Annotated in this window: 18 protein-coding genes; 2 read left to right on the forward strand and 16 right to left on the reverse strand. The window is 53.0% G+C overall.

Annotated elements, in window-relative coordinates; translation table 11 throughout:
* Positions 1–8: 8 nt before the first annotated feature.
* From KIH26_RS04270 to nirB, 8 genes are all read right to left on the reverse strand, one after another.
* On the reverse strand, positions 9–1,292 hold the full coding sequence (locus KIH26_RS04270; RefSeq protein WP_213442794.1) for a BaiN/RdsA family NAD(P)/FAD-dependent oxidoreductase: 1,284 nt from the start codon (positions 1,290–1,292) through the stop codon (positions 9–11).
* A gap of 2 nt (positions 1,293–1,294) precedes the next feature.
* Positions 1,295–2,137, reverse strand: a complete 843-nt coding sequence (locus KIH26_RS04275; protein ID WP_213442796.1) for a PA3715 family protein — start codon at positions 2,135–2,137, stop codon at positions 1,295–1,297.
* Positions 2,138–2,144: 7 nt separating this feature from the next.
* A complete protein-coding gene (locus KIH26_RS04280) occupies positions 2,145–3,266 on the reverse strand; it encodes a sterol desaturase family protein (RefSeq protein WP_213442798.1) in 1,122 nt (373 codons plus the stop codon).
* 58 nt (positions 3,267–3,324) lie between these two features.
* Positions 3,325–4,119 carry a uroporphyrinogen-III C-methyltransferase gene (cobA, locus tag KIH26_RS04285; protein WP_213442800.1) on the reverse strand — a complete coding sequence of 265 codons (795 nt, stop codon included), beginning with the start codon at positions 4,117–4,119 and terminating at the stop codon, positions 3,325–3,327.
* Positions 4,116–5,099 carry a DNA-binding protein YbiB gene (gene ybiB / locus KIH26_RS04290; RefSeq protein WP_213442801.1) on the reverse strand — a complete coding sequence of 328 codons (984 nt, stop codon included), beginning with the start codon at positions 5,097–5,099 and terminating at the stop codon, positions 4,116–4,118. The genes cobA and ybiB overlap by 4 nt, the downstream gene beginning before the upstream one ends.
* 124 nt (positions 5,100–5,223) lie before the next feature.
* Positions 5,224–8,061 (reverse strand): nitrate reductase, encoded by a 2,838-nt coding sequence (locus KIH26_RS04295; RefSeq protein WP_213442803.1) that lies wholly within the window; start codon positions 8,059–8,061, stop codon positions 5,224–5,226.
* Between the two features lie 5 nt (positions 8,062–8,066).
* Complete coding sequence (gene nirD / locus KIH26_RS04300; protein ID WP_213442805.1) at positions 8,067–8,450, reverse strand: nitrite reductase small subunit NirD; 384 nt, start codon at positions 8,448–8,450, stop codon at positions 8,067–8,069.
* 151 nt (positions 8,451–8,601) lie between these two features.
* Positions 8,602–11,046 carry a nitrite reductase large subunit NirB gene (gene nirB, locus KIH26_RS04305; protein ID WP_213442807.1) on the reverse strand — a complete coding sequence of 815 codons (2,445 nt, stop codon included), beginning with the start codon at positions 11,044–11,046 and terminating at the stop codon, positions 8,602–8,604.
* Positions 11,047–11,182: 136 nt separating this feature from the next.
* On the opposite strand from nirB, the gene KIH26_RS04310 reads away from it, so the two are divergent.
* Together KIH26_RS04310 and KIH26_RS04315 are read left to right on the forward strand one after the other, a co-directional pair.
* Entirely contained in the window at positions 11,183–11,917 is a 735-nt protein-coding gene (locus KIH26_RS04310) for an RNA pseudouridine synthase (RefSeq protein ID WP_213442808.1), read from the forward strand.
* Between the two features lie 58 nt (positions 11,918–11,975).
* Positions 11,976–13,727, forward strand: coding sequence for a bifunctional protein-serine/threonine kinase/phosphatase (locus KIH26_RS04315; protein ID WP_213442810.1), 1,752 nt, complete (start codon positions 11,976–11,978; stop codon positions 13,725–13,727).
* Between the two features lie 72 nt (positions 13,728–13,799).
* Here the strand turns inward: KIH26_RS04315 and KIH26_RS04320 are convergent, their stop codons facing one another.
* From KIH26_RS04320 to KIH26_RS04355, 8 genes are all read right to left on the reverse strand, one after another.
* Complete coding sequence (locus KIH26_RS04320) at positions 13,800–14,126, reverse strand: hypothetical protein (RefSeq protein WP_213442812.1); 327 nt, start codon at positions 14,124–14,126, stop codon at positions 13,800–13,802.
* Between the two features lie 28 nt (positions 14,127–14,154).
* Entirely contained in the window at positions 14,155–15,366 is a 1,212-nt protein-coding gene (locus KIH26_RS04325) for an MFS transporter (protein ID WP_213442814.1), read from the reverse strand.
* A 104-nt stretch (positions 15,367–15,470) separates the two neighbouring features.
* A complete protein-coding gene (locus KIH26_RS04330) occupies positions 15,471–16,289 on the reverse strand; it encodes an ABC transporter ATP-binding protein (protein ID WP_213442816.1) in 819 nt (272 codons plus the stop codon).
* A 165-nt stretch (positions 16,290–16,454) separates the two neighbouring features.
* Positions 16,455–17,408, reverse strand: a complete 954-nt coding sequence (gene ntrB, locus KIH26_RS04335; protein WP_213442818.1) for a nitrate ABC transporter permease — start codon at positions 17,406–17,408, stop codon at positions 16,455–16,457.
* Positions 17,409–17,419: 11 nt separating this feature from the next.
* Positions 17,420–18,664 carry a CmpA/NrtA family ABC transporter substrate-binding protein gene (locus KIH26_RS04340; RefSeq protein ID WP_213442819.1) on the reverse strand — a complete coding sequence of 415 codons (1,245 nt, stop codon included), beginning with the start codon at positions 18,662–18,664 and terminating at the stop codon, positions 17,420–17,422.
* Between the two features lie 190 nt (positions 18,665–18,854).
* Positions 18,855–20,699, reverse strand: a complete 1,845-nt coding sequence (locus KIH26_RS04345) for a hybrid sensor histidine kinase/response regulator (RefSeq protein WP_213442821.1) — start codon at positions 20,697–20,699, stop codon at positions 18,855–18,857.
* Between the two features lie 4 nt (positions 20,700–20,703).
* Complete coding sequence (locus KIH26_RS04350) at positions 20,704–21,357, reverse strand: LuxR C-terminal-related transcriptional regulator (protein ID WP_213442823.1); 654 nt, start codon at positions 21,355–21,357, stop codon at positions 20,704–20,706.
* A gap of 710 nt (positions 21,358–22,067) precedes the next feature.
* Positions 22,068–22,694, reverse strand: coding sequence for an ANTAR domain-containing response regulator (locus tag KIH26_RS04355; protein WP_213444662.1), 627 nt, complete (start codon positions 22,692–22,694; stop codon positions 22,068–22,070).
* Between the last annotated feature and the right edge of the window lie 23 nt (positions 22,695–22,717).

The following is a 22,717-nucleotide window of genomic DNA, read 5'->3' on the forward strand; positions in this document are numbered from 1 at the left end:
TGGTTGGGCTAGCGAAGTTTCGCGGCCAAACCTTGCGCGCAGGCATGGCCACTGGCCCAAGCCCATTGGAAGTTGTAGCCGCCGAGCCAACCCGTGACGTCTACCACTTCGCCGATGAAGTAGAGGCCACTTTGCTTTTGGCTTTCTAAGGTTTGGCTGGAGAGTTCACGCGTATTCACACCGCCTGCGGTAACTTCAGCTTTACGATAGCCCTCTGTGCCGCTGGGGGTGAGTTGCCATTGGGATAGATGCTCGGCCAGTTGAGTTAAGGCTTTGTCGCTGGCTTCGTTGATCGGGCGTTGCCAATCTGGCTTTTGCGATGCCCAGCTCTCGGCCAGGCGACTGGGCAGAAGCTGGGAGAGTTCGTTGGCGATGAGTTTACGAGAGGTCTGCTTAGCGCGCATGAGCAGGGCAGCGATATCAGCCGCCGGGAGTAGATTCATACGGATGGGTGTGCCACTTGCCCAATAGCTGGAGATTTGCAGCACGCCGGGGCCGGAGAGGCCGCGATGCGTGAAGAGCACATCTTCATCAAAATACATACGTGATTTTTTCTCACCTGTGGCGATTTGCATGAGTAGTGCTAGGCCTGCGAGTCCAGCAAACGGCTGCCACGATTGATCATCAAAGGTGAGTGGCACGAGTGCTGGGCGTGGTTCGATGATGGAATGACCAAACTGCTTGGCGATGCGATAGCCAAAATCCGTCGCGCCGATCTTGGGAATACTCAAACCACCTGTAGCGACGACAAGACTATCGGAATACACCACTCCTCGGTCAGTATTGATTTGATAGCACTCCGCGCTGATTTCATGCCGGGTAGTAGCCGATTTGGCTTGAAAAACTTCCTCTGAAGGCACGGCATAGGCGATGCTTTGAACGGCGCAAGGTTGCCAGCGTGTGACGCTGCCGCCATTCGTGCTCGCATCACATTCGCGCAGCAGCATCGCAATCAAATCCTCCGCGCTGCGGTCGCAAAACAATTGCCCTTTGTGCTTTTCATGAAAAGCAATCCCGTGCTTTTTCATCAAGGCCGTGAAATCCTGCGGCGTGTAGCGCGAGAGCGCGCTGCGGCAAAAGCGCGGGTTGTCGGAGATGAAATGCTTCTCCGGCGCTCTCACATCTAAATCACGATTCGTGAAATTGGCTCGCCCACCGCCAGAGATGCGGATTTTTTCAGCCACTTTCTCGCTGTGATCAATCAGCAATACCTTGCAGCCGAGTTGCGCAGCCACGCCCGCGCAGAACAAGCCCGCTGCGCCTGCGCCGATGATGGTGGTGTCGAAATTCAAGTTTACTGAGTCCAATCGCTGGGAATTTCGTAGTGAGAGCCGTTAAATCGCAGAGTTGTGCTGCGATAAGCTTCAGGGGTGACTTTCTCGATACAAATATTAGGCTCTTTAGGTGAAACAGATTCGCTAGTAGTCTTGCTCTTCTGCACTACACGAATATTGGTCAAACCTTCAGATTTGGAATCAGCCATGGAAAGGCTACGATTAAATTCTTCAGTTACAGCACCGCAATTGATGCCTTTATTGTGGCTAGATTTATAGACTGGGATTGATTTGAGTGCATGCAGCAAACTTGATCCACGTTCGAAAAACAAATCTAAACTTATAGACCCAAAGGTATCCCAGCGACCCACTTGGTGGCCTAAGCGTATACCGAACGCAATTGTGTTTTTATCGAGCTGATATCGCGCTGTGTCAAAGATGACATCCGTGAGAAAAGCACCGTCGCTGTATAAGTATTTTTTTAAAATAGGACTGCTGGAAGCTATTTGGCTATTTGCATTCATCACAAATATGACAGCATCCAGCTCGAACGTTTCCTTATTCTCCATAGCTTCTTTTTCAGACATTGGAATTGTGGCAAGTATTAAGCGATGACCAGCCTTTGCAGGCCACTCCTTACAGCGTATATAGCTAGTGTTCGCGTTAATTTCTCGTGAAGTAGTAAGGTGACTCATCTCTACAAAGTTTTTCGCTGGCACTTGTAATTTGATGCGACTGTGCTTCAGCCAAGTTAGAAACTGCTCTTGAAAATCCTGATCTTTGCAGCTTTGAGCGATAGCAGCTTGACTCAGTAACGCAGTACCGATGAATACAGCAAGCGCAGATGTAGACTTGGCGAGCATTATGTGCTCAGCCTTTCCACGTAAACGGAAACTTGAACTGCTTCCAAAAACCATTGGGAACATAGTCTCCGAGCACGCCATAAGCCTCGGGCCAGATTTTGTGGCTCTTCGCGGCTGTGCCGAAGAGGTAATCCAAAAAGGAGAAATGCGCAGCGTAGTTAGTATCCAGCGCTTCTTTGTCTTGGCTGTGGTGCCAGTGGTGAAAATTCGGCGTGACCAAGATGTAGCGCAGGGGCCCGAGGCGCACATTCACGTTGCAATGGTTGAACACGGCTTGGAAGCCGACGACCACGATGTAGGCATCGATCACTTCCTTGGAGAAACCGAGGACGAAGATGATACCGAGTACCAAGGTGCGTGTCATGAGCAGCTCAAGGATGTGTTGACGCGAACCGGCGAGCCAATCCATACTTTTGACGCTGTGATGCACAGCATGCAAACGCCACAGCCATGTCTCGTGATAGGCGCGGTGCGTCCAGTATTGCACGAGGTCTGCAGCGAGCAAGATGAGCAGCAGCTCGGCGATGAAGGGCAGTCCTTGAATCCAGGCTTGCAGGTCGCTCTTCACAGCCCAGCCTAGGCCTTTGTGCACCATCAAATTGGTGGCCAGCAACACGAAGCCAACGACCATGTGGTTGATGATGAAGTGATGAAAATCGGTTTGCCATTCAGAGCGGAAGATGGGCTGATTCTTACGATGTGGGACGATTTTCTCGATGAAGATAAAAATCAGCGAAGAGCCAAGCAGATCGAGAATGAACCAATCGAGACCGATATAGGGTGTGTTGTCTGCAAAATCATTGACTGGCACTTTGTGGCCGCCGAGCAGGGCGGTGAGCGCCACGAGTAAGAAAGCGAAGCTGGAGAGCCAGCGTGCGCGGCCAAAGATGATGTTCACCAAGCTCAAGCCGCCAGCGAGCGCGAGAGCGGCGAGCATGATATTGCGGATGATTTCCACGTCATAACTTTTGCGAAGTTGGGGCGTGGTCAGATATTCAGGAAAATGGAAAGCCAAGACGCCCAAGAAACAAAGAATGGCAAGGCTCAATGCAATGATGCCGCTGATCAGGCCGTGGCCAGCCTTGAGTTCACCATGGCCTTCAGTGAGTTGGTTGAGTTTTTCTAGCATGTTCCCTCTGTAGTTTGTATTCACAACACTACGGAGTTTAGCGTCTTCGAGCTTTCAATCAGCCAGCAGCTTTTTGTTGCGGCAAAGAGGGTTGGGTATGCAAAGCCGCCACACCTTGCAGCACATCGCCCACCACGATCACACTGGGGCTTGCCATGTTTTCTGCTTCAATCGTTTCGCACAATTGAGCAAGGTAAGTGATGGCTTGGCGCTGCTCGGGCAGGCTGGCGTGTTGGATGATGGCGACGGGCGTGCTAGCAGATAGGGCAGATAGCAGGCCTTGTTCTATTTTTGAGGCATGGGTCATGCCCATGTAGATCACGAGGGTGAGCTTGGCTTGAGATGCTGCTTCAGAAAGTTTGACCCAATCTGGCCCACTGTCGCCCGGCTTAGCATGGCCCGTGATGAAGATGACGCCATGAGCGTGATCGCGGTGGGTGAGAGGCACATTAAGCGAGCTGATAGCGGCTAAGCCAGAGGTGATGCCGTTGACGACTTCAACATGGATACCTGCAGCATGCAAGGCTTCCACTTCCTCACCGCCGCGTCCAAAGATGAAAGGATCGCCGCCTTTCAAGCGCACCACGTTTTCACCTTCCTTGGCGGCCATGATCATGAGCTTTTCGATGAAGGCTTGCGGCGTGGATTTGCAGCCACCACGCTTGCCTACGTGCACGATGCGGGCATCTGGGCGGGCATGCGCGAGAACGGCATCGTTGGCTAAATCATCCACCAAGATCACGGTGGCCGCCGCAATCGCTTTCACGGCTTTGAGAGTGAGCAGCTCAGGATCGCCTGGGCCCGCTCCAACCAAGGTGACTTGTCCGGAATTGCTTTGGAATGTGTTTTTCATGATGCCTTCTCAATGCGAGACATCAAATGCAAGATGTGTTCCACCTGAGCGGTAATCGGCGCGGGGACCGATTTTTCACCGGTAAGCACTTGTTGTGTATAGCTTGCCGTACTGGCTGCATCACAGGCCGGTAAATCTGGTAGTTGGCTCAAGCTGCCTTCTTGCACCTCACAAAGTGCGAGCGGCTGACCGTGAATAAAGCCATCCATACGCGGGCGGCGGCGAGCATCGGCCACGCTTTCGCCTTCAGTACCGCGCAGCAGCATGGCGTGGCTTCCCGTGAGTTGCAGGGTCTCGGTCATGCTGTGCAGATATTCGGGGTGGGTGTAGCTCGTGACGATCAGTGCATCGCGGCGGTTCGTTGGGTTCATCAGCTTCACCAAGCTGTGCGCAGGATTGCGCAGACCGATGCTGCGGCGCACATCCAGCAGACGTTGCAGGGAAGGGCTGAGCTGAGTGGTCGGTACGAAGAGTGGAATACCGCTGTGCATAGAGCATTCATCCACTATCAATTCAGTAGCATCTTGCGCAGATTCTATGCGGGCGATATGCTGTTTTTGCTTTAAAAACTCAGCAAAAACTGAGGTGTACACATCTTGCGTGGGCACACGCGCAGCCTCTGTAGTGCAGCCATGCACGAGCACAGTGAAACCGCGCTGCGCACCTTCGCGCGCGAGCAGGCCGGCCAAAAGCGTGGTCAGGCCGGGCAGTTTGCGTGCACCGTTGTAGCTGGGAATCACAACGATGGGATGCGCCGATTGCACAGGCCTGATGCGCTGAGCCATGGCATCTAAAAAACCCGCCATCTCCTGCGGCGTTTCGCCTTTCACACGCATGGCAATGCAAAACGCACCGATCTCCAGATCAGACACTGCGCCGTCTAAGACTTGCCCCAGTAAATCAGCCGCTTGTTCGCGGGAAAGCGAGCGAGCGCCTTCCTTGCCGCGGCCAATTTCCTTGATGTATTTTGCGATGCTCATTGAGCCTGTATTTTCGCCCACGCTTCATCACTTTGGGTGATAAGCATTTTCTAAAGTGTTTTGCATGGTTTGACGGCATAAAACCTGCGCGAATTGCTATTAAATGGATAGCATATCCAAGATGTCAGGCCATACTCAACTCAGCGCTAGATTGCCGCAGACGGATGATCTTCTTGAGTTGAGGAACGCAGCTGCCGCAATTCGTGCCACATTTGAGCTGGGTTTGCAAAGCGCCGAGTTGCTCCGCATCATTGCCTGCGCAGGTGCGCAAAAAGTCGTTGATTTCAGATTCGCTCACGTTAAAGCAGGAGCAGACTTGATTGCCTTTGGCTTGAATCGCGATCGGTGCTTTCGCACCGGGCGAAAGCAGCAAGCGGCCGTAGGTTTCTGCATCGAGCTGATCTTGCAGCAAGGTCTTGATCCAGGCTTCGGCGCTGACATCGCCTGCGAGCACGAATCCCTGCAAGCGCGCTTTTGCATCTGCGATGCGAACCAAGCGAGCCGTGCGGCGTTGGCCGCGCTTCTTGTCTTCGTAGCGTAAGGTGTCTGCACTGTTCAAGCCAAGTAAGGTTTCGATGCGGTTGATGGCATCGCCCTTAGGCGCATAGTTTGCGGCTGCGCGAAAAAGGATGCCGCGCGGGGCTTCGCTGCCATCGCCTGCATCTTCTCGGCCAAAAGGCACGCAGCTCGCATACTCAAAACTGGCCATGAGCTCTTGCAACTGCGCGCGCACGGTGTGTGCTGTGCTTGCTGGCAACCAAGCCACGGCCAGTAAATTCCAAGGGAGCTCGGCCTTGAGTATTTTTACAGCCGCATGCTTGAGCTCAGGCTGTTTGCTGATGGGGCAATAACTGCTCGTGGTGATCGCGTTCACGCCGCCGATGGCTTGCCCTGTGCTGCTGCGGCCGCTTAAGAATTCGCTGCCCCAATGCATGGCGATGAAAGCCTGCGTCACGTTGACTTCGCTGCTGGCTTGCACAGGTAGCAAGAGTGAGCCGCGTTTACTGGTCACGTGAACCAGATCGCCTTCTTTGAGCAAGCGACGGCTCATGTCTTGCACATTCATCTGCACCACGGGTTCGGGTACATGACCGAAGAGCCTGCCTAGTGCGCCGGTGCGGCTCATGCCGTGCCAGTGGTCTCTGAGCCTGCCAGTGGTGAGGCTGAAGGGGTAGCGTGATTCGCGGGGCTCGGCGACGGGTTTGTAGGCGTGTGCTACGAATTTGGCTTTGCCGTCTGCTGTGGGGTAAATGCCGTCTTCGTAGAGGCGTTGCTTGCCTTGCGTATCGCCGGCTTTGAAGGGCCATTGTTGGGGAGATTGGTCGAGGAGGGTGTAGCTTAAGCCAGTGATGTCCAGGTCGCGGCCGGCGGTGGAGGTTTTGTGTTCTTCCCAGACTTGCTCTGGGCTCGCGTAGTTCAGAAAATTAATTGGGGTCAGAACCCGATTAATCTCATTTAATTGGGTTCTGACCCCAATTAATTTCTCCAAGCGCTGCCCGAAATCTTGAATGATTTGCCAATCATGTCGTGCTTCGCCGGGCGCAGGCACGGCGGCGCGCACGCGGGTGATTCGGCGTTCGCTGTTGGTCACTGTGCCTTCTTTTTCACCCCAGGTGGTAGCGGGTAAGAGAAGGTCAGCGTAACGTGCCGTCTCCGTGTTCACAAAAGCTTCTTGCAGTACGACGATTTCAGCGCGCTCCATGGCTTGACGCACCAAGGCTTGATCGGGCATGCTCTGCGCGGGATTTGTGCAGGCGATCCACAGAGCTTTGATTTGCCCGTCTGCTGCTGCTTGAAACATTTCTACGGCAGTTTTGCCGGGTGTGCTCGGTACATCTTTCAGGCCCCAGAGTGCGGCCACTTCGGCGCGGTGTGCGGGGTTGGCCATATCGCGATGCGCGCTGATCAAATTCGCCAAGCCACCTACCTCGCGGCCACCCATGGCATTGGGCTGGCCTGTGAGAGAGAAAGGGCCAGCGCCGGGTTTGCCGATTTGCGCGGTGGCCAAATGCAGGTTGATGAGGGAGGCGTTTTTCGCTGTACCGCTGCTGGATTGGTTCAAGCCTTGGCAATACAAGCTGAGAGTGGCAGGGCTAGTGGCAAAGAGCTTGGCAGCTGCAAACAAATCTTCTTTTTTGATGCCACAAGTCTGCGCCACGCTCTCAGGCGTGTACTCGCGCACGAGAGTTTTGAGATCGTCAAAGCCATTGGTGTGCTTGGCGATATAGTCTGCGTTGATCCAGCCTTCCCACAGCATGATGTGCAGCATGCCGTTGAAGAGCGCCACATCAGTGCCGGGCAGGAGTGGCAAATACAGATCGGCAATCTCAGTCGTGTCCGTCTTTCTCGGGTCTGCAAAAATGATCTTCAGTTCAGGATTGTTTTTCTTAGCTTCTTCAATGCGGCGAAACAAAATCGGGTGCGCATAGGCCGTATTGCTGCCCACAATTAAGATGCAGCTTGCGTGATTCACATCGTCATAGCAAGCGGGGGGGGCATCGGCTCCCAGCGTCTGCTTGTAACCCGCCACCGCGCTGCTCATGCAAAGGCGCGAGTTGGTGTCCACATTGTTCGTGCCGATCTGGCCTTTGACGAGTTTGTTGAAAACGTAATAGTCTTCGGTGAGCAATTGGCCGCTGATGTAAAAGCCAATGCTGTCGGGGCCATGCTCTTGGATGATTTGTGCAAATGACGTGGCCGCAAAATCTAAAGCACTGTCCCAGCTCACCACCTTGGCTTTCTCTGCACGATGCTCGCGGCGCATGGGCTGCAATAACCGCGTTTGCTGAGTGATAGGCGCGCTTGCTGTGAGTGCAAGCGTGGAGCCCTTGGTGCAGAGGCGACCAAAATTCGCAGGGTGATCCGGATCACCACGTACGCCTGTGATCTGCGCGCCTTCGCTTTCGATGATCACGCCGCAGCCTACACCGCAATACGGACACGTTGAACGTGTTTCTTTCATGAGAATCAAGCAGCAACTGTGCGTCGCGCAGGCCCTGCGATGGGGCGAGTTTCACTGACAGCATGACTGGCCAATTCAGTCGTGTCCAAATAGACTTCGCCATCTTTGACTTGCACAGCAAATTTCGGTGTGCAGCCTTCATCAGGTGCTTTTGCGCAGCCGTCCGCCAAGCCAATATTCCAATTGTGGAGCGGGCAGGCTACGGATGTCCCATGCACGATGCCTTGGGAGAGTGGGCCGCCTTTGTGCGGGCAACGATCTAGCAGGGCGAAGACAAGATCCTCGCTATTACGAAACACCGCCACATCAATGCCATGCTCGCGCGCCACGCGGCGTGAACCCAGCACGGGGATGTCAGTGACGAGGCAGATTTTTTTCCAGTTTTTCATAGTGATTGGTTCGGTAAGAATAGAACGCAAAAGACGCAAAAATTTCGCAAAAAACGCAAAAGCAGAAGAAAGAAAAACGATGGTATTTTTCTGTGACTTTTGCGTACTTCTGCGGATTTTGCGTTCTCTTGTTAAGCGTGAAGATCAAGTATCAAGCAGGCAAAGCATCAAACTGGCGCGTATCTACCGAAGCTTTGTCGAATTCAAACCAAGGATCAGGCTCACCGTCCAAAGCGAATTGCAAACGCTCCCACAAAGCCTTGCGGCCTTCGTGATCGTCCAAAATTTTCTTCTTCACGTAATCCAAGCCCACACGAGAGACGTAGTGCACGGTGCGCTCGAGATACCAGCCTTCCTGGCGATAGAGTTCGCAGAATGCGCCGGTGTATTCCAGCACTTCTTCCGCAGTTTTCAGCTTCACAAAGAAATGCGCGACTTCGGTTTTGATGCCGCCGTTGCCAGCGATGTACATTTCCCAGCCGCTATCCACGCCGATGATGCCCACGTCTTTGATGCCAGCTTCGGCGCAATTGCGCGGGCAGCCGCTGACGGCAAATTTCACTTTGTGGGGGGCATACATGCGCCACATCGCGCGCTCAAGATCTTTGCCCATTTGCGTGGAGTCTTGCGTGCCCATGCGGCACCACTCGCTGCCCACACAGGTTTTCACGGTGCGCAAAGCTTTGGCATAAGCATGGCCCGAAGGCATGCCAATGTCTTTCCAGACGTTGACCAAATCTTCTTTTTTCACGCCGAGCAAATCGATGCGCTGGCCGCCAGTGACTTTCACCGTGGGGATGTTGTACTTGTCTACTGCATTTGCGATGCGGCGCAATTCATCAGCGGTCGTCTCGCCACCCCACATCCGCGGGATCACAGAATATGTGCCGTCTTTCTGAATGTTGGCATGTGAGCGCTCGTTGATGAAGCGGCTTTGTGGATCGTCTTTCGCTTCTTTCGGCCAAGTGGAGGTGACGTAGTAGTTAAGGGCAGGGCGGCATGATGAGCAGCCGTTGGGCGTTTTCCATTCCATGAATTTCATGGTGTCGCCAATCGTGAGCAACTTGTTCTCACGAATCGCATCACGCACGGCTTGATGGCCATGGTCTGTACAGCCGCACATGGCTTTGTTTTTTGGTGTAGCGGAATAGTCGCCACCTGCTGTGAACATCAGAATCTGCTCCACCAATCCCGTGCAAGAGCCGCAGGAGGCGCTGGCCTTGGTGTGCTTCTTCACTTCATCCAAAGTGAACAAACCTTTTTCACGAATTGCTTTGCAGATCGTGCCTTTGTTCACGCCATTGCAGCCGCAAACTTCATCGCTATCAGCCATGCTCGCGGCTTTGGTGTGGCCTTGGTGGCCGACATCACCGATACCGTTGTTGATGGCCGCTTCACCAAACATGAGTTTGTCACGGATATCGCCGACGTTTTTGCCATCGCGCAGCAGCTTGAAATAGTAGCTGCCATCGACCGTGTCGCCATACAAGCATGCGCCCACGAGCTTGTCGTCTTTGAGTACGAGCTTTTTATACACGCCGCCAAAAGGATCGCTCATCACGATTTCTTCATGGCCTTCGCCCCCCATGAAGTTGCCTGCGCTGAACAAATCAATGCCAGTCACTTTGAGTTTGGTAGACGTGAGCGAGCCGCTGTATCGGCCTATGCCAAACTCTGCCAAATGATTCGCGGCCACTTTGGCTTGTTCAAACAGGGGCGCGACCAAACCATAAGCAATGCCGCGATGCGCAGCGCATTCGCCCACGCTGTAAATGCGTGCATCGGTGACAGTTTGCATGGTGTCGTTCACCACGATGCCTTTGTCGCAATGCAGGCGCATCTTTTGCGCTAATTCCACATTGGGGCGAATACCCACGGCCATCACCACCAAATCAGCGGGGATTTCTTTGCCGTCTTTGAATTTCAAAGCCATCACTCGGCCATCTTTATCGGGAATGAGCTCCTGAGTTTGTGCGCCCATCATGAATGAGAGGCCACGGTCTTCCAAAGATTTACGCAGCAAGCCACCAGCTACATCATCGAGTTGGCGCTCCATCAGCCAAGGCATCACGTGAATCACCGTCACATCCATGCCGCGCAGCATCAAGCCGTTGGCTGCTTCAAGCCCAAGCAAGCCACCGCCGATCACAACGGCTTTCTTGTAAGTCTTCGCCGCTTCGATCATTGCATTCGTATCAGCAATGTCGCGGTAGGCGATCACGCCTTTCAAATCTTTGCCGGGCACGGGTAGCATGAAAGGATTGGAGCCTGTGCACATCAGCAGGCGGTCGTATTCCACCTCGGTACCATCATCAGCGCGTACGATGCGCTTGATGCGATCGACTTCCACTACTTTCTTGCCTGCATGCAAAGTGATGTTGTTTTCTTTGTACCATTCCCAAGAATTGAGCACGATCTCATCGAGCGTTTGCTCACCTGCGAGCACGGGGGAGAGAAGAATACGGTTGTAGTTGGGGTGCGGTTCTGCACCAAATACCGTCACGTCATACATGTCAGGCGCGATTTTGAGCAGCTCCTCTATTGTGCGCACGCCTGCCATACCATTGCCCACCATCACTAATTTCGATTTTTTCATGCCTTAAACCTCCGGATAACTGCTTAGCTAGTGCAATAGCTGTGCCAATGTCAATGTGCATGAGTGCACCACTTCAGTGCTCTGTGCACGATGTTGTAGGCAGTTAAACTGCTCCTATGTTTGAATTTTCCGTACCATGAGTGAGCCGATTCGCCTCGCCAAACGCTTAGCCGAGCAGCTCAATTGCTCGCGCAGCCAAGCGGAGCAATACATTGAAGGTGGCTGGGTGCGCGTGAATGGCGTGATCCAAGAGAGCCCACAGCACCGAGTCACGGACGAGAAGATTGAGCTAGATAAAAATGCCACGCTGCTGGAGAGCGTGCCGATGACAATTCTTCTTCATAAGCCGCCTGGCTACAGCTGGGACGATGGCAAGCAAAGCGCCGTGAGCCTGCTTGAAGCTGCAAACCGCAGCGCCTCAGATACATCTGGCCTGCGCCTGCTCAAAAAGCATTTGAAAAGCCAAACCTGCGTGACGCCGCTAGAGAGCGGCGCAAGCGGTTTGCTCGTGTTTAGCCAGGATTTCCGGGTTCAACGCAAGCTTTGGGACGATGCGAATTTTGTGGAAAACGAAGTCATTGTGGATGTGCAGGGAGGCGTGAGCGAGGAGTTGCTTCAAATGCTCAATCGCCCATTCACTCGCCGTGATCGATTGGTACTTCATGCCAAAGTGGCACTGAGCAAAAGCAATGAAAAAACCACGGGTCTGCGCTTTGCCACCAAAGGTGCTGAACCGGGACGCATCGCTGCGCTGTGCGAGCACCATGGCTTGCGAGTGATGGGCATGAAGCGCATTCGCGTGGGGCGCGTGCCTTTGGCCGATCTGCCGGTCGGGCAATGGCGGTTTTTACAGAGTCACGAACGCTTTTAAAACCTAGTGCATCGCCGCGTGTCACTATTTGGGGCACAGAGATTGCTTAAACTGGTGCATGGCATTTGAAATAGACATTGGCTTTACCTCGCTCTCTGGTAAAAAAACCATTAACGAAGACTTCTGTGCGGCGATGTTGCCAGAGGCTGGGCGCGAGGGCTTTGGGGCGATTTGCGCTATTGCGGATGGTGTGAGTACAGGTGGCAAAGGCAAGGAGGCCGCACAAACCACCGTGATGAGCCTAGTGCAAGATTATTTCGGCACGCGTGAAACTTGGGATACAACAGTGGCATTAGATCGCGTGATCAGTGCACACAACACTTGGCTAACAGGGGTGAATCGCCGACGCGCTGCCAGCGACGAATGTGGCCTGACCACGCTCACAGCTCTGGTGATGCGCGGGCATACCTATACGCTCGCGCATGTGGGGGACACACGTGCTTACCTGCTGCGCGCTGGCGAGATCGAGCAGCTCACTACAGATCACAGCAATCCCCACCCCGATTTCAAGCATCAGCTCCTTCGAGTCGTCGGTGCTGATGAGCGATTGGTGGTGGATTACAGCCAAGGCGATTTGCAGGTGGGCGATGTATTCATTCTGCTCACGGACGGCGTACATGGCAGTTTGTCTGACAGACGGATACGCAAGATGGTTGAGCAAGGCAATGCGCAAGAGATTTCGAATACGCTGACCGAAGTCGCACTCAATATGGGCAGCCCAGACAACGCCAGCGCAATTGTGGTGCGAGTGTTGGGCTTGCAGGAATCACATTTACGCGACGAAGAGCTGGCTGCACGACACCTGCCGATTCCCCACAAGTTGAAAATTGGCGATTTTATAGACGGTTTGGTGGTGACATCTCTGGTCGCTGACAGTGGTGTGAACTTGATTTATCAAGTGCGTGAGCCAGTTTCGCAAAAGCTCTACGCCTTAAAAACACTGCATCCCAGCCGAGAAAAAGACCAAGAGGAGCGCGCCATGCTCGCGCATGAGGCTTGGCTGGCCAAACGCATGCAAACCAGCAGTGCCTCGGATCATCTGGTGCGTCTGCATTCGCTGATGATGCTGCCCTCAGGCAAGTTGAGCAGTAGCTTTTATCTGTTGTATGACTGGCATGCTGGGCAGACCTTGCAGCAAGCCTTGCAGGAGCGTGGTGCGTTCAGTGTGCCGCAGGCGGTGCAAGCAGCGATGGCTGCGCTCAAGGCTTTGGGCGCGATGCACAGACAAGGTGTGATCCATCGCGACATCAAGCCCTCGAATCTTCATCTGGGTGAAGGAGGCGTGTTGCGTGTACTTGATCTCGGCGTAGCACTCAGCGGCCATGAACCTGAGAGTCTGCGCAGCTTGCATGCAGGCACGCCCAGCTACATCAATCCCGAGCAGTTTGGCTATGCGCTACATGGGGAGGCTCAAGCGCATGCTGCGGATGCCGCAAGTGATTTGTATGCGCTTGGCGTGACGCTTTATCAACTGCTGACAGGCAAGTTACCTTATGGCGAGGTGCTACCTTATCAAACGGGGCGTTACTACAGAGATCCGACACCACCCAGCCGCATTCAACCGGAAGTGCCCGTTTGGCTCGATCACATCGTACTCAAAGCAGTCTCACGCGATCAAAAGCAGCGCTTTGAGACGGCTGAGGAATTCTTGTTGGCTTTGGAGCGAGGCGCATCACGCCCAATACATGCGCCCTTATCCACGCCATTGCTGCAGCGAAACCCGGTCAGTCTATGGAAAATCGCGTTTGCAGTGAGTGTGTTGTTTAACTTCTTGTTGATCGTTTGGTTGCTGTTTTTACCTAAAGCCTGATGGTGTATTGCTATAAATAACGTAGCATTTCGCGCACATCCTATGCCGGAGATGAGCTGGTTTGATCTAGAACTATCGCAATCGCCCCACATACTGTTGGGCAGTAGGTTGAGCTGCTGCGACGATCGGCGCCGGTGATGGCGCAGGCAATGGAGTGGCTGGTGAAGCCAATACCGGCGCAGGCATGTTCATGCTGGCTAATTGCTCCATGGCAATGACCACCAAGCCTTGCAAGTGCTCATTGCGAACTTGATCCGCATGCATGGCCAACTGCGCCATCGTGTCGCTGGCATAAGCTGTGTCTTTTGTGAATCGCCCGAGGTCGAAAGTTTTGCCGGCTTTGCTCGCAGCCATGAAAAGCTGCGAGACGATATGCATTTGCTTTTGATCAAGTTTCATAGGAGTGATTCAAACAATTAGATCGAGTTCAAGCGGTTCTGGCGCGCCCACCCTTCTCCGCCCAAGTACGCGTCCAGCGAATTTGCATGATGCGTACCATCACCAAGACGAGCAAGGCGAGAATCGCGAAGCTAGCGAAGCCCCAGAAATAGCTGCCCAGGTATTGCTTAGACATGCCCATTGCATTGGGCACAAAGCCACCACCCAAAGCCCCGATTTCACCAATCATGCTGCCCGCTACAGCTGTGGTCATCGGCCAACGCAATGGCACGAGCTGAAACAGTGCGCCATTGCCAGCGCCCAAGGCTGCAAAGCACACCATGAACAGCAGGGTGGTCAACGTCAAAGAACTGCCAGCCAAGCCACACAAGAACAGGCTGATTGCCACCACCACTAAAACGCCTGATAGGGCATTGATGCCGCCCACGCGATCACTCACATAGCCGCCCACTACGCGCACCGCGCTGCCCATGAGAGCCGCCAGCATCGTCAATTGCCCAGCTTCTACTTTGGTCACTTTGAATTGATCGTAAAAATACGTGGGTAAGAAGCTGGCCAAACCGATGAAGCCTCCAAACGTGATCACATAAATGAAGCTGAAGGCCCAGCCATCCTTTTCAAACAAACAAGCAATGTGCTGGCGGAAACTCTGGTGCTCAATATCCGGTGGCTCTTTCGCAAAAAAGATCATCACCAAGAAGGGTGCAAGCATGCAAATCGCAGCTAGGCCATACACCGCCTGCCAGCCAAATTTCATAGCCAAAGGGGGTGCAAACAGAACTGCCAGAACCGTGCCGGAGTTACCTGCGCCTGCGATACCCATCGCCAAGCCTTTGTATTTTGGCGGATACCAACCCGAGCCCAGGCTCAGCGCCACACCGAAACTCGCACCTGCAATACCGAGTAACACACCCATGGCAATCACATGGTCGTAGGTGCTGATGAAAAAATAACCTCCCACCAAGGCCATCATGATCAGGCTCATCTCTACGAGGGCAGCATTCTTGCGCCCAATGTATTGCGCAAGAACACCGAGAGGAAAGCGCATCAATGCGCCTGCCAGAATCGGCACTGAAATCATGAAGCCCTTTTGGGCGGGGGTGAGATTGAAGGCCTCAGAGATGAATGGTGCCATGGCACCATTCAAGACCCAAACTGCAAAGCAAAAATCAAAATAGAAAAATGCGGCGAAGAGTGTGGGCGTATGCCCGCTCTTTAGAAATGACTTGAAATCTGACATGGCTTCCCGTGTTATCTGTTGAATTCACAGTAACAGTGCGAAATTCGTGCCAGCCCCATCTTGGGCTTTTGCACCAAGATGGGGAAGTCAAGAGATCGCCAGTGTCAAGCCGCTAGTTTCTCAACGTGTGATTGGCGGTTGTAGAGAAAATCGAGCACAGTGCGGCGGTATTGCACATAGGCCGCATCATGTGCCAGCTCCACGCGGTTACGCGGGCGTGGCAAATCGACATCCAACACATCACCAATCGTGGCCGCAGGGCCATTGGTCATCATCACGATACGGTCTGATAGCAACACGGCTTCATCTACATCATGCGTCACCATCACCACGGTGCTTTGCGTTTTCTGCACGATCTCCAGCAACTCATCTTGCAGCTTGGCGCGTGTGAGTGCATCCAATGCACCAAAAGGCTCGTCCATGAGTAGCACTTGCGGCTCCATCGAGAGCGCGCGAGCAATGCCCACACGCTGCTTCATGCCTCCGGAGATTTCGCCAGGGCGCTTGGTTAATGCATGTGTGAGCCCCACCATTTCAAGCGCTGCTTCGGTGCGTTTCTTCAGCTGCGCCTTGGCTTCCCCTTGGCGATTGGTCGTGGCGCTGCCGAAGACGCGCTCCACAGCGAGATACACGTTTTCATAGCAGGTGAGCCATGGGAGCAGCGAATGGTTTTGAAAGACCATCGCCCGCTCTGGGCCTGGGCCTTTGATCTCTTTGTTGGCGCAAAGCAATGCACCTTCCGTGGGCGTGGTGAGACCAGCGATCAAATTCAGCAAAGTGGATTTGCCGCAACCCGAGTGACCGATCAGAGTGACGAATTCACCTTTGTTCACGCTCAGGTCAATGTTTCTGAGAGCGGGGAACAAGCCTTTGGTGGTTTTGAAGGTTTGGGCAACGCCCGAAATGTCGATGTACTTTTCCATGATGTGTCGCTTCTGATTGAGGGTTTGAAACATGCTGCTAGAAGAACTCAAAATGCACAGAAGTACGCAAAAGACGCATAAAGTGCTAAGAGATTTTTGCGACTTTTGCGTTGTTCTGCGACTTTTGCGTTCTATTCTTAGTTTCGTGAAGATGTTGTAGAGACCTTAAGCCTTCACTTCTTCATAAGTAAATGCGCCTGCCAATTTGATCAAAGCAGCCTCGAGGATCAAGCCCACGATGCCGATGACGAAGATGGCGATGATGATGTTTTTCACATTCAGGTTGTTCCACTCATCCCAGACCCAGAAGCCAATGCCTACACCGCCAGTGAGCATTTCAGCAGCCACGATCACGAGCCATGCCGTACCGACTGCGAGGCGCACACCCGTGAGCATGTAGGGCAACACAGCTGGGAACAAAATCTTCGTAATGATCTTCCACTCCGACAGATTGAGCACACGAGCGACGTTCATATAGTCTTGCGGCACACGTTGCACGCCTACCGCAGTGTTGATGATCATCGGCCAGATCGAGCAGATGAAGATCGTCCAGATTGCCGCGGGGTGAGCGCCTTTGAACACGAGCAAGCCAATCGGTAGCCAAGCCAATGGAGATACAGGGCGTAGCAAGCTGATCAGGGGCCCGAACATACGATTCAAAAACGTGAAGCGCCCAATCATGAAGCCCAGTGGAATACCCACGAGAGCTGCCAAGCCAAAGCCCACGCCCACACGCTTCAAGGAGCTCCAAATGTTCCAGCCAATACCTTGATCATTGGGGCCATTGCTATAAAACGGCTTGGAGAAAATATCCACCGCTTGCACACCAGTTTCCCAAGGCGTAGGAAACGTGCCTTTGCTGCCCATGGCGATGATTTGCCAGATACCCACCAGCAATGCCATGCCCAGAATCGGCGGAACGATTTTGAGCCACAAACCCCGCCAGTCGAAAGGTATTTTGGGTGCATTTTTGAGTGCATTTTCAGACGCTTTTGAGGCGATTGCCGGCATAGAATCTGCGCGAGATGCTACTGAATGAGTAGCGCCGGAGGATGTGGTAACGCGTTTGACTGGCGCGCTCGTATCCGGCACAGGTGAGTGAAAAACTGCTGCAACCATGATGATTCCCTTTAAGCTTTGATCTTGAAGCCGTCAGCGTATTTGGCGGGGTTCGTCCCATCCCAAGTCACGCCATCAATCATCTTGCTGGTGCGCATAGTGCTCTTGGGTACACTGACTTTTGCAGCAGTGGCAGCTTGGGCGTAGATATCCAAACGGTTGACTTGTTTGGCCACTTCTAAATAGTTGGGGTGCTCTTTGAGCAAACCCCAGCGTTTGTGTTGCGTGAGGAACCACATACCGTCAGAGAGATACGGATAAGTCACCGCACCATCGTTGAAGAATTTCATGTGATTCGGATCGTCCCAGGTCTTACCCATGCCGTTTTGATAGCGCCCTAAGATGCGCTGGTTGATGACGTCCACGCTGGTGTTCACATACGATTTATCTGCAATCGTCTCGGCCATTTTGTTTTTGTTCGTGAGGCTGGCATCAATCCATTTACCCGCTTCGATGATGGCTGCCGTGACAGCACGACAGGTGTTCGGATTTTTCTTGGCGAACTCTGCGGTCACACCCAGCACCTTTTCGGGGTGGTCTTTCCACACCCCCTGCGTCGTTTCCGCGGTGATACCAATGCCGTCCGCGATCGCACGATGATTCCAAGGCTCACCCACACAGTATCCGTCCATATTGCCTACGCGCATGTTCGCTACCATTTGCGGCGGGGGGACCGTGATCACTTTCGCATCTTTCATCGGGTCAATCCCGCCTGAGGCTAGCCAGTAATACAGCCACATCGCGTGCGTGCCTGTTGGGAAGGTTTGCGCAAAGGTGTATTCGCGCTTTTCAGTTTGCATCAGCTTGGCCAGACCTGCCAAATCAGTGGCACCTTTTTCGGCGAGTTTTTTGGATAGCGTCATCGCTTGGCCGTTGTGGTTGAGTGTCATGAGCACATTCATGTCGCGCTTAGGGCCACCGATCCCCATATTGATGCCAAAGGCTTGGCCGTAGAGCATGTGGGTCATGTCGTTTTCGCCTGAGAGAAGCTTGTCGCGCACACTCGCCCAGCTCGCTTCTTTGGTCGGCACAATCTTCACGCCATATTTTTGATCAATGCCCAATACAGAGGCCATCACGATACTGGCGCAATCCGTGAGTGGAATGAATCCGATCTTCACTTCTTTCTTCTCAGGTGCATCCGAGCCTTGTGCATACACACTGGCGCGCAATGCTGGAGACAAGCCGACTGCACCGACTGCACCGATTTGCAGCGCTCTACGACGGCTGAGATGTTTTTTCAAGAGATCATTCATGGCAACACTCCAAGTAAACAAAGATGAAAAACAAAAAGGCGCTCTTGCATGCAAGCCGCACAAAATCAGTGCGATATGCATCAAGAACGCCTTCGTTCTGGTGATTTGAGGCCCCTGCGCCGTTGCAAGAGCTGAGAATCAATGGATCAGCTTTGACCCTTGTAAAGCAACATGCTAGAAGCGTGCCAACTTATCTTTGGGCCATGAGCCAGCGGCTCAACAAATCGTGCACCAAGCCGATATCCACAGGCTTGCGAAGCACCAAAAAGCCTTCTTCTTCAGCTTGCGCCAAAGCCGGAGCATTGAACTCACCACTGACCATCGCGCCACGAGCCTGCGGTATACGCTCCATTAGAGCTTTGAGTAATTCAAAGCCACTCTCACCTGCGCGCAGTCGCTCATCACAAACAAGGGCTTGAGGCACAAAACCTGTACTGAGGCATTCAAATGCTTCAGCTGAATTACTAACGATGCGAACATCCACGCCCCAAGATTGCATCAAAGCCTGCCATGCTCGGCCGACTTGCGGATCGTCCTCTACGATCAAACAGTGACCCTGGTTGATGGGTGATAGCGCATGATCTTTATAAGAGGCAATCTCAAAACTTGCATCCCCCGCTGATGTTTGCAAGACGCCTGCCGATAAGCTCGGTACGCGAATCCAAAAACGTGACCCACGCCCTAATCGTGATGACATATCTAGAGGGGATTTCAGTAGCAGAGCGCATCTGGCCACCACCGACAGCCCCAAGCCATGTCCTTCTGAATCAAGACCCCATGCGAGCTTCTGGCGAAAATAAGGCAGATAAATATCCGATTGGGATTCTTTGGCCACGCCAATCCCTGTATCGCACACCTCAATTTGCCATGTACCGCCCCGTTGACGTATCGCCAGCAGTACACCACCGTGCTGTGTGTAGCGTAAAGCATTTTGCATGAGGTTAAGGATGATCTGTCTGAGTAAGTTGGCATCAGTTTGTGCAAATGCAGCTTGTTTGGGCAGATGCAAGCGAAGCTCTAAACGGCGATCACGTGCGTCGTGCTCAAATAGCCTTGCAATCTCGTGAAGAAAAGCTTGCAAATGAACGGGCTTGTGCTCAACAGCAATCACCCCCGATTCAAGCTTGGATAAATCAAGAAGTGAGTTAAACATCAGATTCATTGATCTTAAGCTTGAGCGCAGATCCGCCAGCGCTGGTGAGAGAGTGGCATCTTGATTGCGCTGAGAAATAGCCTCAATCAACATACTCATGGCGTGCACGGGTTGTCGCAAATCGTGGCTGGCAGTAGCAAGAAAGCGATTTTTCGCGATCAATGCATCTTCAGCCGCTTCTTTCGCTTCTTTGAACTGTGTGGCTAATCGTGTGCTGCTTTCTTCTAGACGGACTTGTTGCAAGAAGAATTTATGTGCCATCATGGCGTGCCGATAATTCGCGCCAGTGAACATCAAAATCATCGGGGTGATGTAGTACCAATCATCAGGATAAGCGATCACTGAAAGTAGGGTGGCCACATTCCAAGAGCAGTTAAAGAATCGCACAAAAATACCGAGTACAGGCGTTTGGTGTGCTGCGTTACTAGCCACAATAGCCGCGATCACCAAATACCAAAGCGTGTTGAACTCAAAACTCGGATCCGATGCAGTTAAAACAAAAGGAGCACAAAGTGCCAAGCCGTGCATCGTCACAATACGCTTGAGTTTAGGCACCCATCGTGCCATCATGGCATGGCCATCCATCGAATGGGCATCTTCGTCAAATTCGTATATCAATCGCTTCCTGTAAAAGAATGCGCCCACGTAACCAACTGCCCATAGACCCATGAGCCATATGCTGTGTTGCCTGCCGTAGAAGAGAGCGGCAAGCGCAGCAATAATAGGCATGACGGTAAAACCATAGATCAAGCGCTCAAAACTCATCCTCAAAAGCTGTGTATGCTTATCAGGGCTGATATCGGTGGGTGGATGAATCAACTGCGCATACTCACGCATCATGCTGGGCATCTGGATACGGCCAAGCCAGCTTATGAATCTCATCAACTCACCAAGCTTGAAAGCTGCGATCTTTGAGTTGGGCAATCGCTTCCACACGCGATGCCACGCCCAGTTTCTGCAAAACGCCGGTGACGTGTTCTTTCACGGTTGCTTCAGTCACATTCAGGTTTTGCGCAATGCGCTTGTTGGGCAGGCCTTCAAGAATCATGGCAAGGATTTGCCCTTGGCGTATGGTTAAACCCAGCTCACGAGCCGTGATCGGCCATTGGTTCTTGCGGATGCTGGGTGATACCGCCTGATCACCCAAAGGCATAAACCAGCCCAAGCCTTGAAGCAGTGCAGAGACGGCTTCACGGATCACCCCTGGCGAGGCTTGCTTGTTGATGAACCCTTGCGCACCCCATTGCTGGCACTTGAGCTGCACCATCGGATCATCGTCCGAGCTCATCATCAAAATGGGCAGCTTTGGCCAATCCTTGCTGAGCGTTTTGACCAGGCTCTCGGATGCCTCTTGAGCCAGCCAGAAGTCGATGATCATGATGCTTGGCGCGCCATGATCTGCGATATGTTGCAAGCATTCTTTCTCAGAAATGGTACAGGCACTGCCAACCAGTTGAGGATGCTCTTTGAGCAATTCTCGCAAACCACGCCCTACTAGGGGATGGTCGTCACAGATCAAAGCGTAGCCGGTTGAGTTCACAAATGCTCCTATAGGGCATGGATTGTCATGGCAAGCAATGGCTGCAACATACACTTTTTTGAAAGCAGGCTATTTGCTTTTTGATGCCCACATGCATTGAATCACCGATTGACTGGTTCGAATCAACCACCCCGACTTGAGTGGGGATTGTTGGGTGTGATTTACTTCACGCAAACCCATTCTGCATCACAAATGGCTGCATTGTCCCGACCCAGGTCGTGTTGCTGAAATTCTGCCAGGCGCTAACACTTCAGATCTCTATTTTGAGATCCTCAACGAAGTTTGTATGTACTCCAGATTGTTTTGTATGGGCTTGATGCCCCCTTGCATACTCGCTGCAGCGGCATCTGCGCATGCCCAATCGTTTCCGCGTGAGCGTTTGGGTGATGTTGAGCTAGGGTGCCAAGCGCTCTATGACGAAAATATGCTGTTAGATAAGCCGATCACTACAACGTCTCCCAGGCAAGCGGTTACCGTTCATCAAGCGGCTGCTTCTTCAGCGAAAAATGATCGTTTCCGCGGTAGATGAAGCAACGCTTAGCAGCTGTCGCAAGTTCGGAAAATTATGGGTGAATATGATCCAGAGGATGTGTGCTGATCCATACGAACTGTAGTAATCGATGCGAACAAAGCTTTGGCATACGAAAGCGATGCTTCACCTTTTTGTGCAACAGCAAGAGCTGCACAGTGAGCAGGTTAGGCCAATGATCTCAGCTGAGTAAATCCGCGACGTCCAGCATGCGCTGCGCCACATCGACGAGCCTCAAGCCTTTGTCCATCGCGGTTTTACGCAGCTTCTCGTAAGCCTGCTGCTCTGTGAGCTCTTGCTTTTGCATGAGCAGGCCTTTTGCACGATCTATCGTCTTGCGCTCTTGCAGTTCCGTTTTAGCACTTTGCAGCTCTTGCCGCAGGCCTTGCTCGTGCTCGAAGCGCGCCATGGCTACATCCAAGATGGGACGTATGCGCTCAGGTGCAAGGCCAGCCACGATGTAGGCAGACACACCTGCTGCAACGGCGGCTTTCACATGCGTCGTGTCATTGTCTTCGGTGAATAGCACAATTGGCCTGCGAGCCTCACGTGTAGCGATCACAACATGCTCTAGTGCATCACGTGCATCGCTTTCTGCATCCACAATGATCATGTCGGGCTGCAATTGCGTTAAGCGCTGCTCCAAGAAACTGTCTCCCGGCAACACGGCAATCAAGTTATAGCCGCCTTCCAGTAGACCTATTCGCAATTGGCGTGAGCGGATCGCCAATTCACGTGCATGCTGATCTTGTGTATCAGGCGCGAGTGAATCAGGTGCAATCACCACAATGCGGATTTCACGCCCCATTTCGGGGCGTGAGGCATTTGGGA

The sequence above is a fragment of the Variovorax sp. PCZ-1 genome (genome assembly GCF_018413605.1).
Taxonomy (GTDB): domain Bacteria; phylum Pseudomonadota; class Gammaproteobacteria; order Burkholderiales; family Burkholderiaceae_C; genus JANMDU01.

Excerpts from the sequence above, each read along its gene's own strand:
- KIH26_RS04275 (WP_213442796.1), bottom strand. The coding sequence starts at position 2,137 with ATGCTCGCCAAGTCTACATCTGCGCTTGCTGTATTCATCGGTACTGCG.
- KIH26_RS04280 (WP_213442798.1), bottom strand. The coding sequence starts at position 3,266 with ATGCTAGAAAAACTCAACCAACTCACTGAAGGCCATGGTGAACTCAAG.
- cobA (WP_213442800.1), bottom strand. The coding sequence starts at position 4,119 with ATGAAAAACACATTCCAAAGCAATTCCGGACAAGTCACCTTGGTTGGA.
- ybiB (WP_213442801.1), bottom strand. The coding sequence starts at position 5,099 with ATGAGCATCGCAAAATACATCAAGGAAATTGGCCGCGGCAAGGAAGGC.
- KIH26_RS04295 (WP_213442803.1), bottom strand. The coding sequence starts at position 8,061 with ATGAAAGAAACACGTTCAACGTGTCCGTATTGCGGTGTAGGCTGCGGC.
- nirD (WP_213442805.1), bottom strand. The coding sequence starts at position 8,450 with ATGAAAAACTGGAAAAAAATCTGCCTCGTCACTGACATCCCCGTGCTG.
- nirB (WP_213442807.1), bottom strand. The coding sequence starts at position 11,046 with ATGAAAAAATCGAAATTAGTGATGGTGGGCAATGGTATGGCAGGCGTG.
- KIH26_RS04310 (WP_213442808.1), top strand. The coding sequence starts at position 11,183 with ATGAGTGAGCCGATTCGCCTCGCCAAACGCTTAGCCGAGCAGCTCAAT.
- KIH26_RS04315 (WP_213442810.1), top strand. The coding sequence starts at position 11,976 with ATGGCATTTGAAATAGACATTGGCTTTACCTCGCTCTCTGGTAAAAAA.
- KIH26_RS04320 (WP_213442812.1), bottom strand. The coding sequence starts at position 14,126 with ATGAAACTTGATCAAAAGCAAATGCATATCGTCTCGCAGCTTTTCATG.
- KIH26_RS04325 (WP_213442814.1), bottom strand. The coding sequence starts at position 15,366 with ATGTCAGATTTCAAGTCATTTCTAAAGAGCGGGCATACGCCCACACTC.
- KIH26_RS04330 (WP_213442816.1), bottom strand. The coding sequence starts at position 16,289 with ATGGAAAAGTACATCGACATTTCGGGCGTTGCCCAAACCTTCAAAACC.
- ntrB (WP_213442818.1), bottom strand. The coding sequence starts at position 17,408 with ATGGTTGCAGCAGTTTTTCACTCACCTGTGCCGGATACGAGCGCGCCA.
- KIH26_RS04340 (WP_213442819.1), bottom strand. The coding sequence starts at position 18,664 with ATGAATGATCTCTTGAAAAAACATCTCAGCCGTCGTAGAGCGCTGCAA.
- KIH26_RS04345 (WP_213442821.1), bottom strand. The coding sequence starts at position 20,699 with ATGAGATTCATAAGCTGGCTTGGCCGTATCCAGATGCCCAGCATGATG.
- KIH26_RS04355 (WP_213444662.1), bottom strand. The coding sequence starts at position 22,694 with ATGGGGCGTGAAATCCGCATTGTGGTGATTGCACCTGATTCACTCGCG.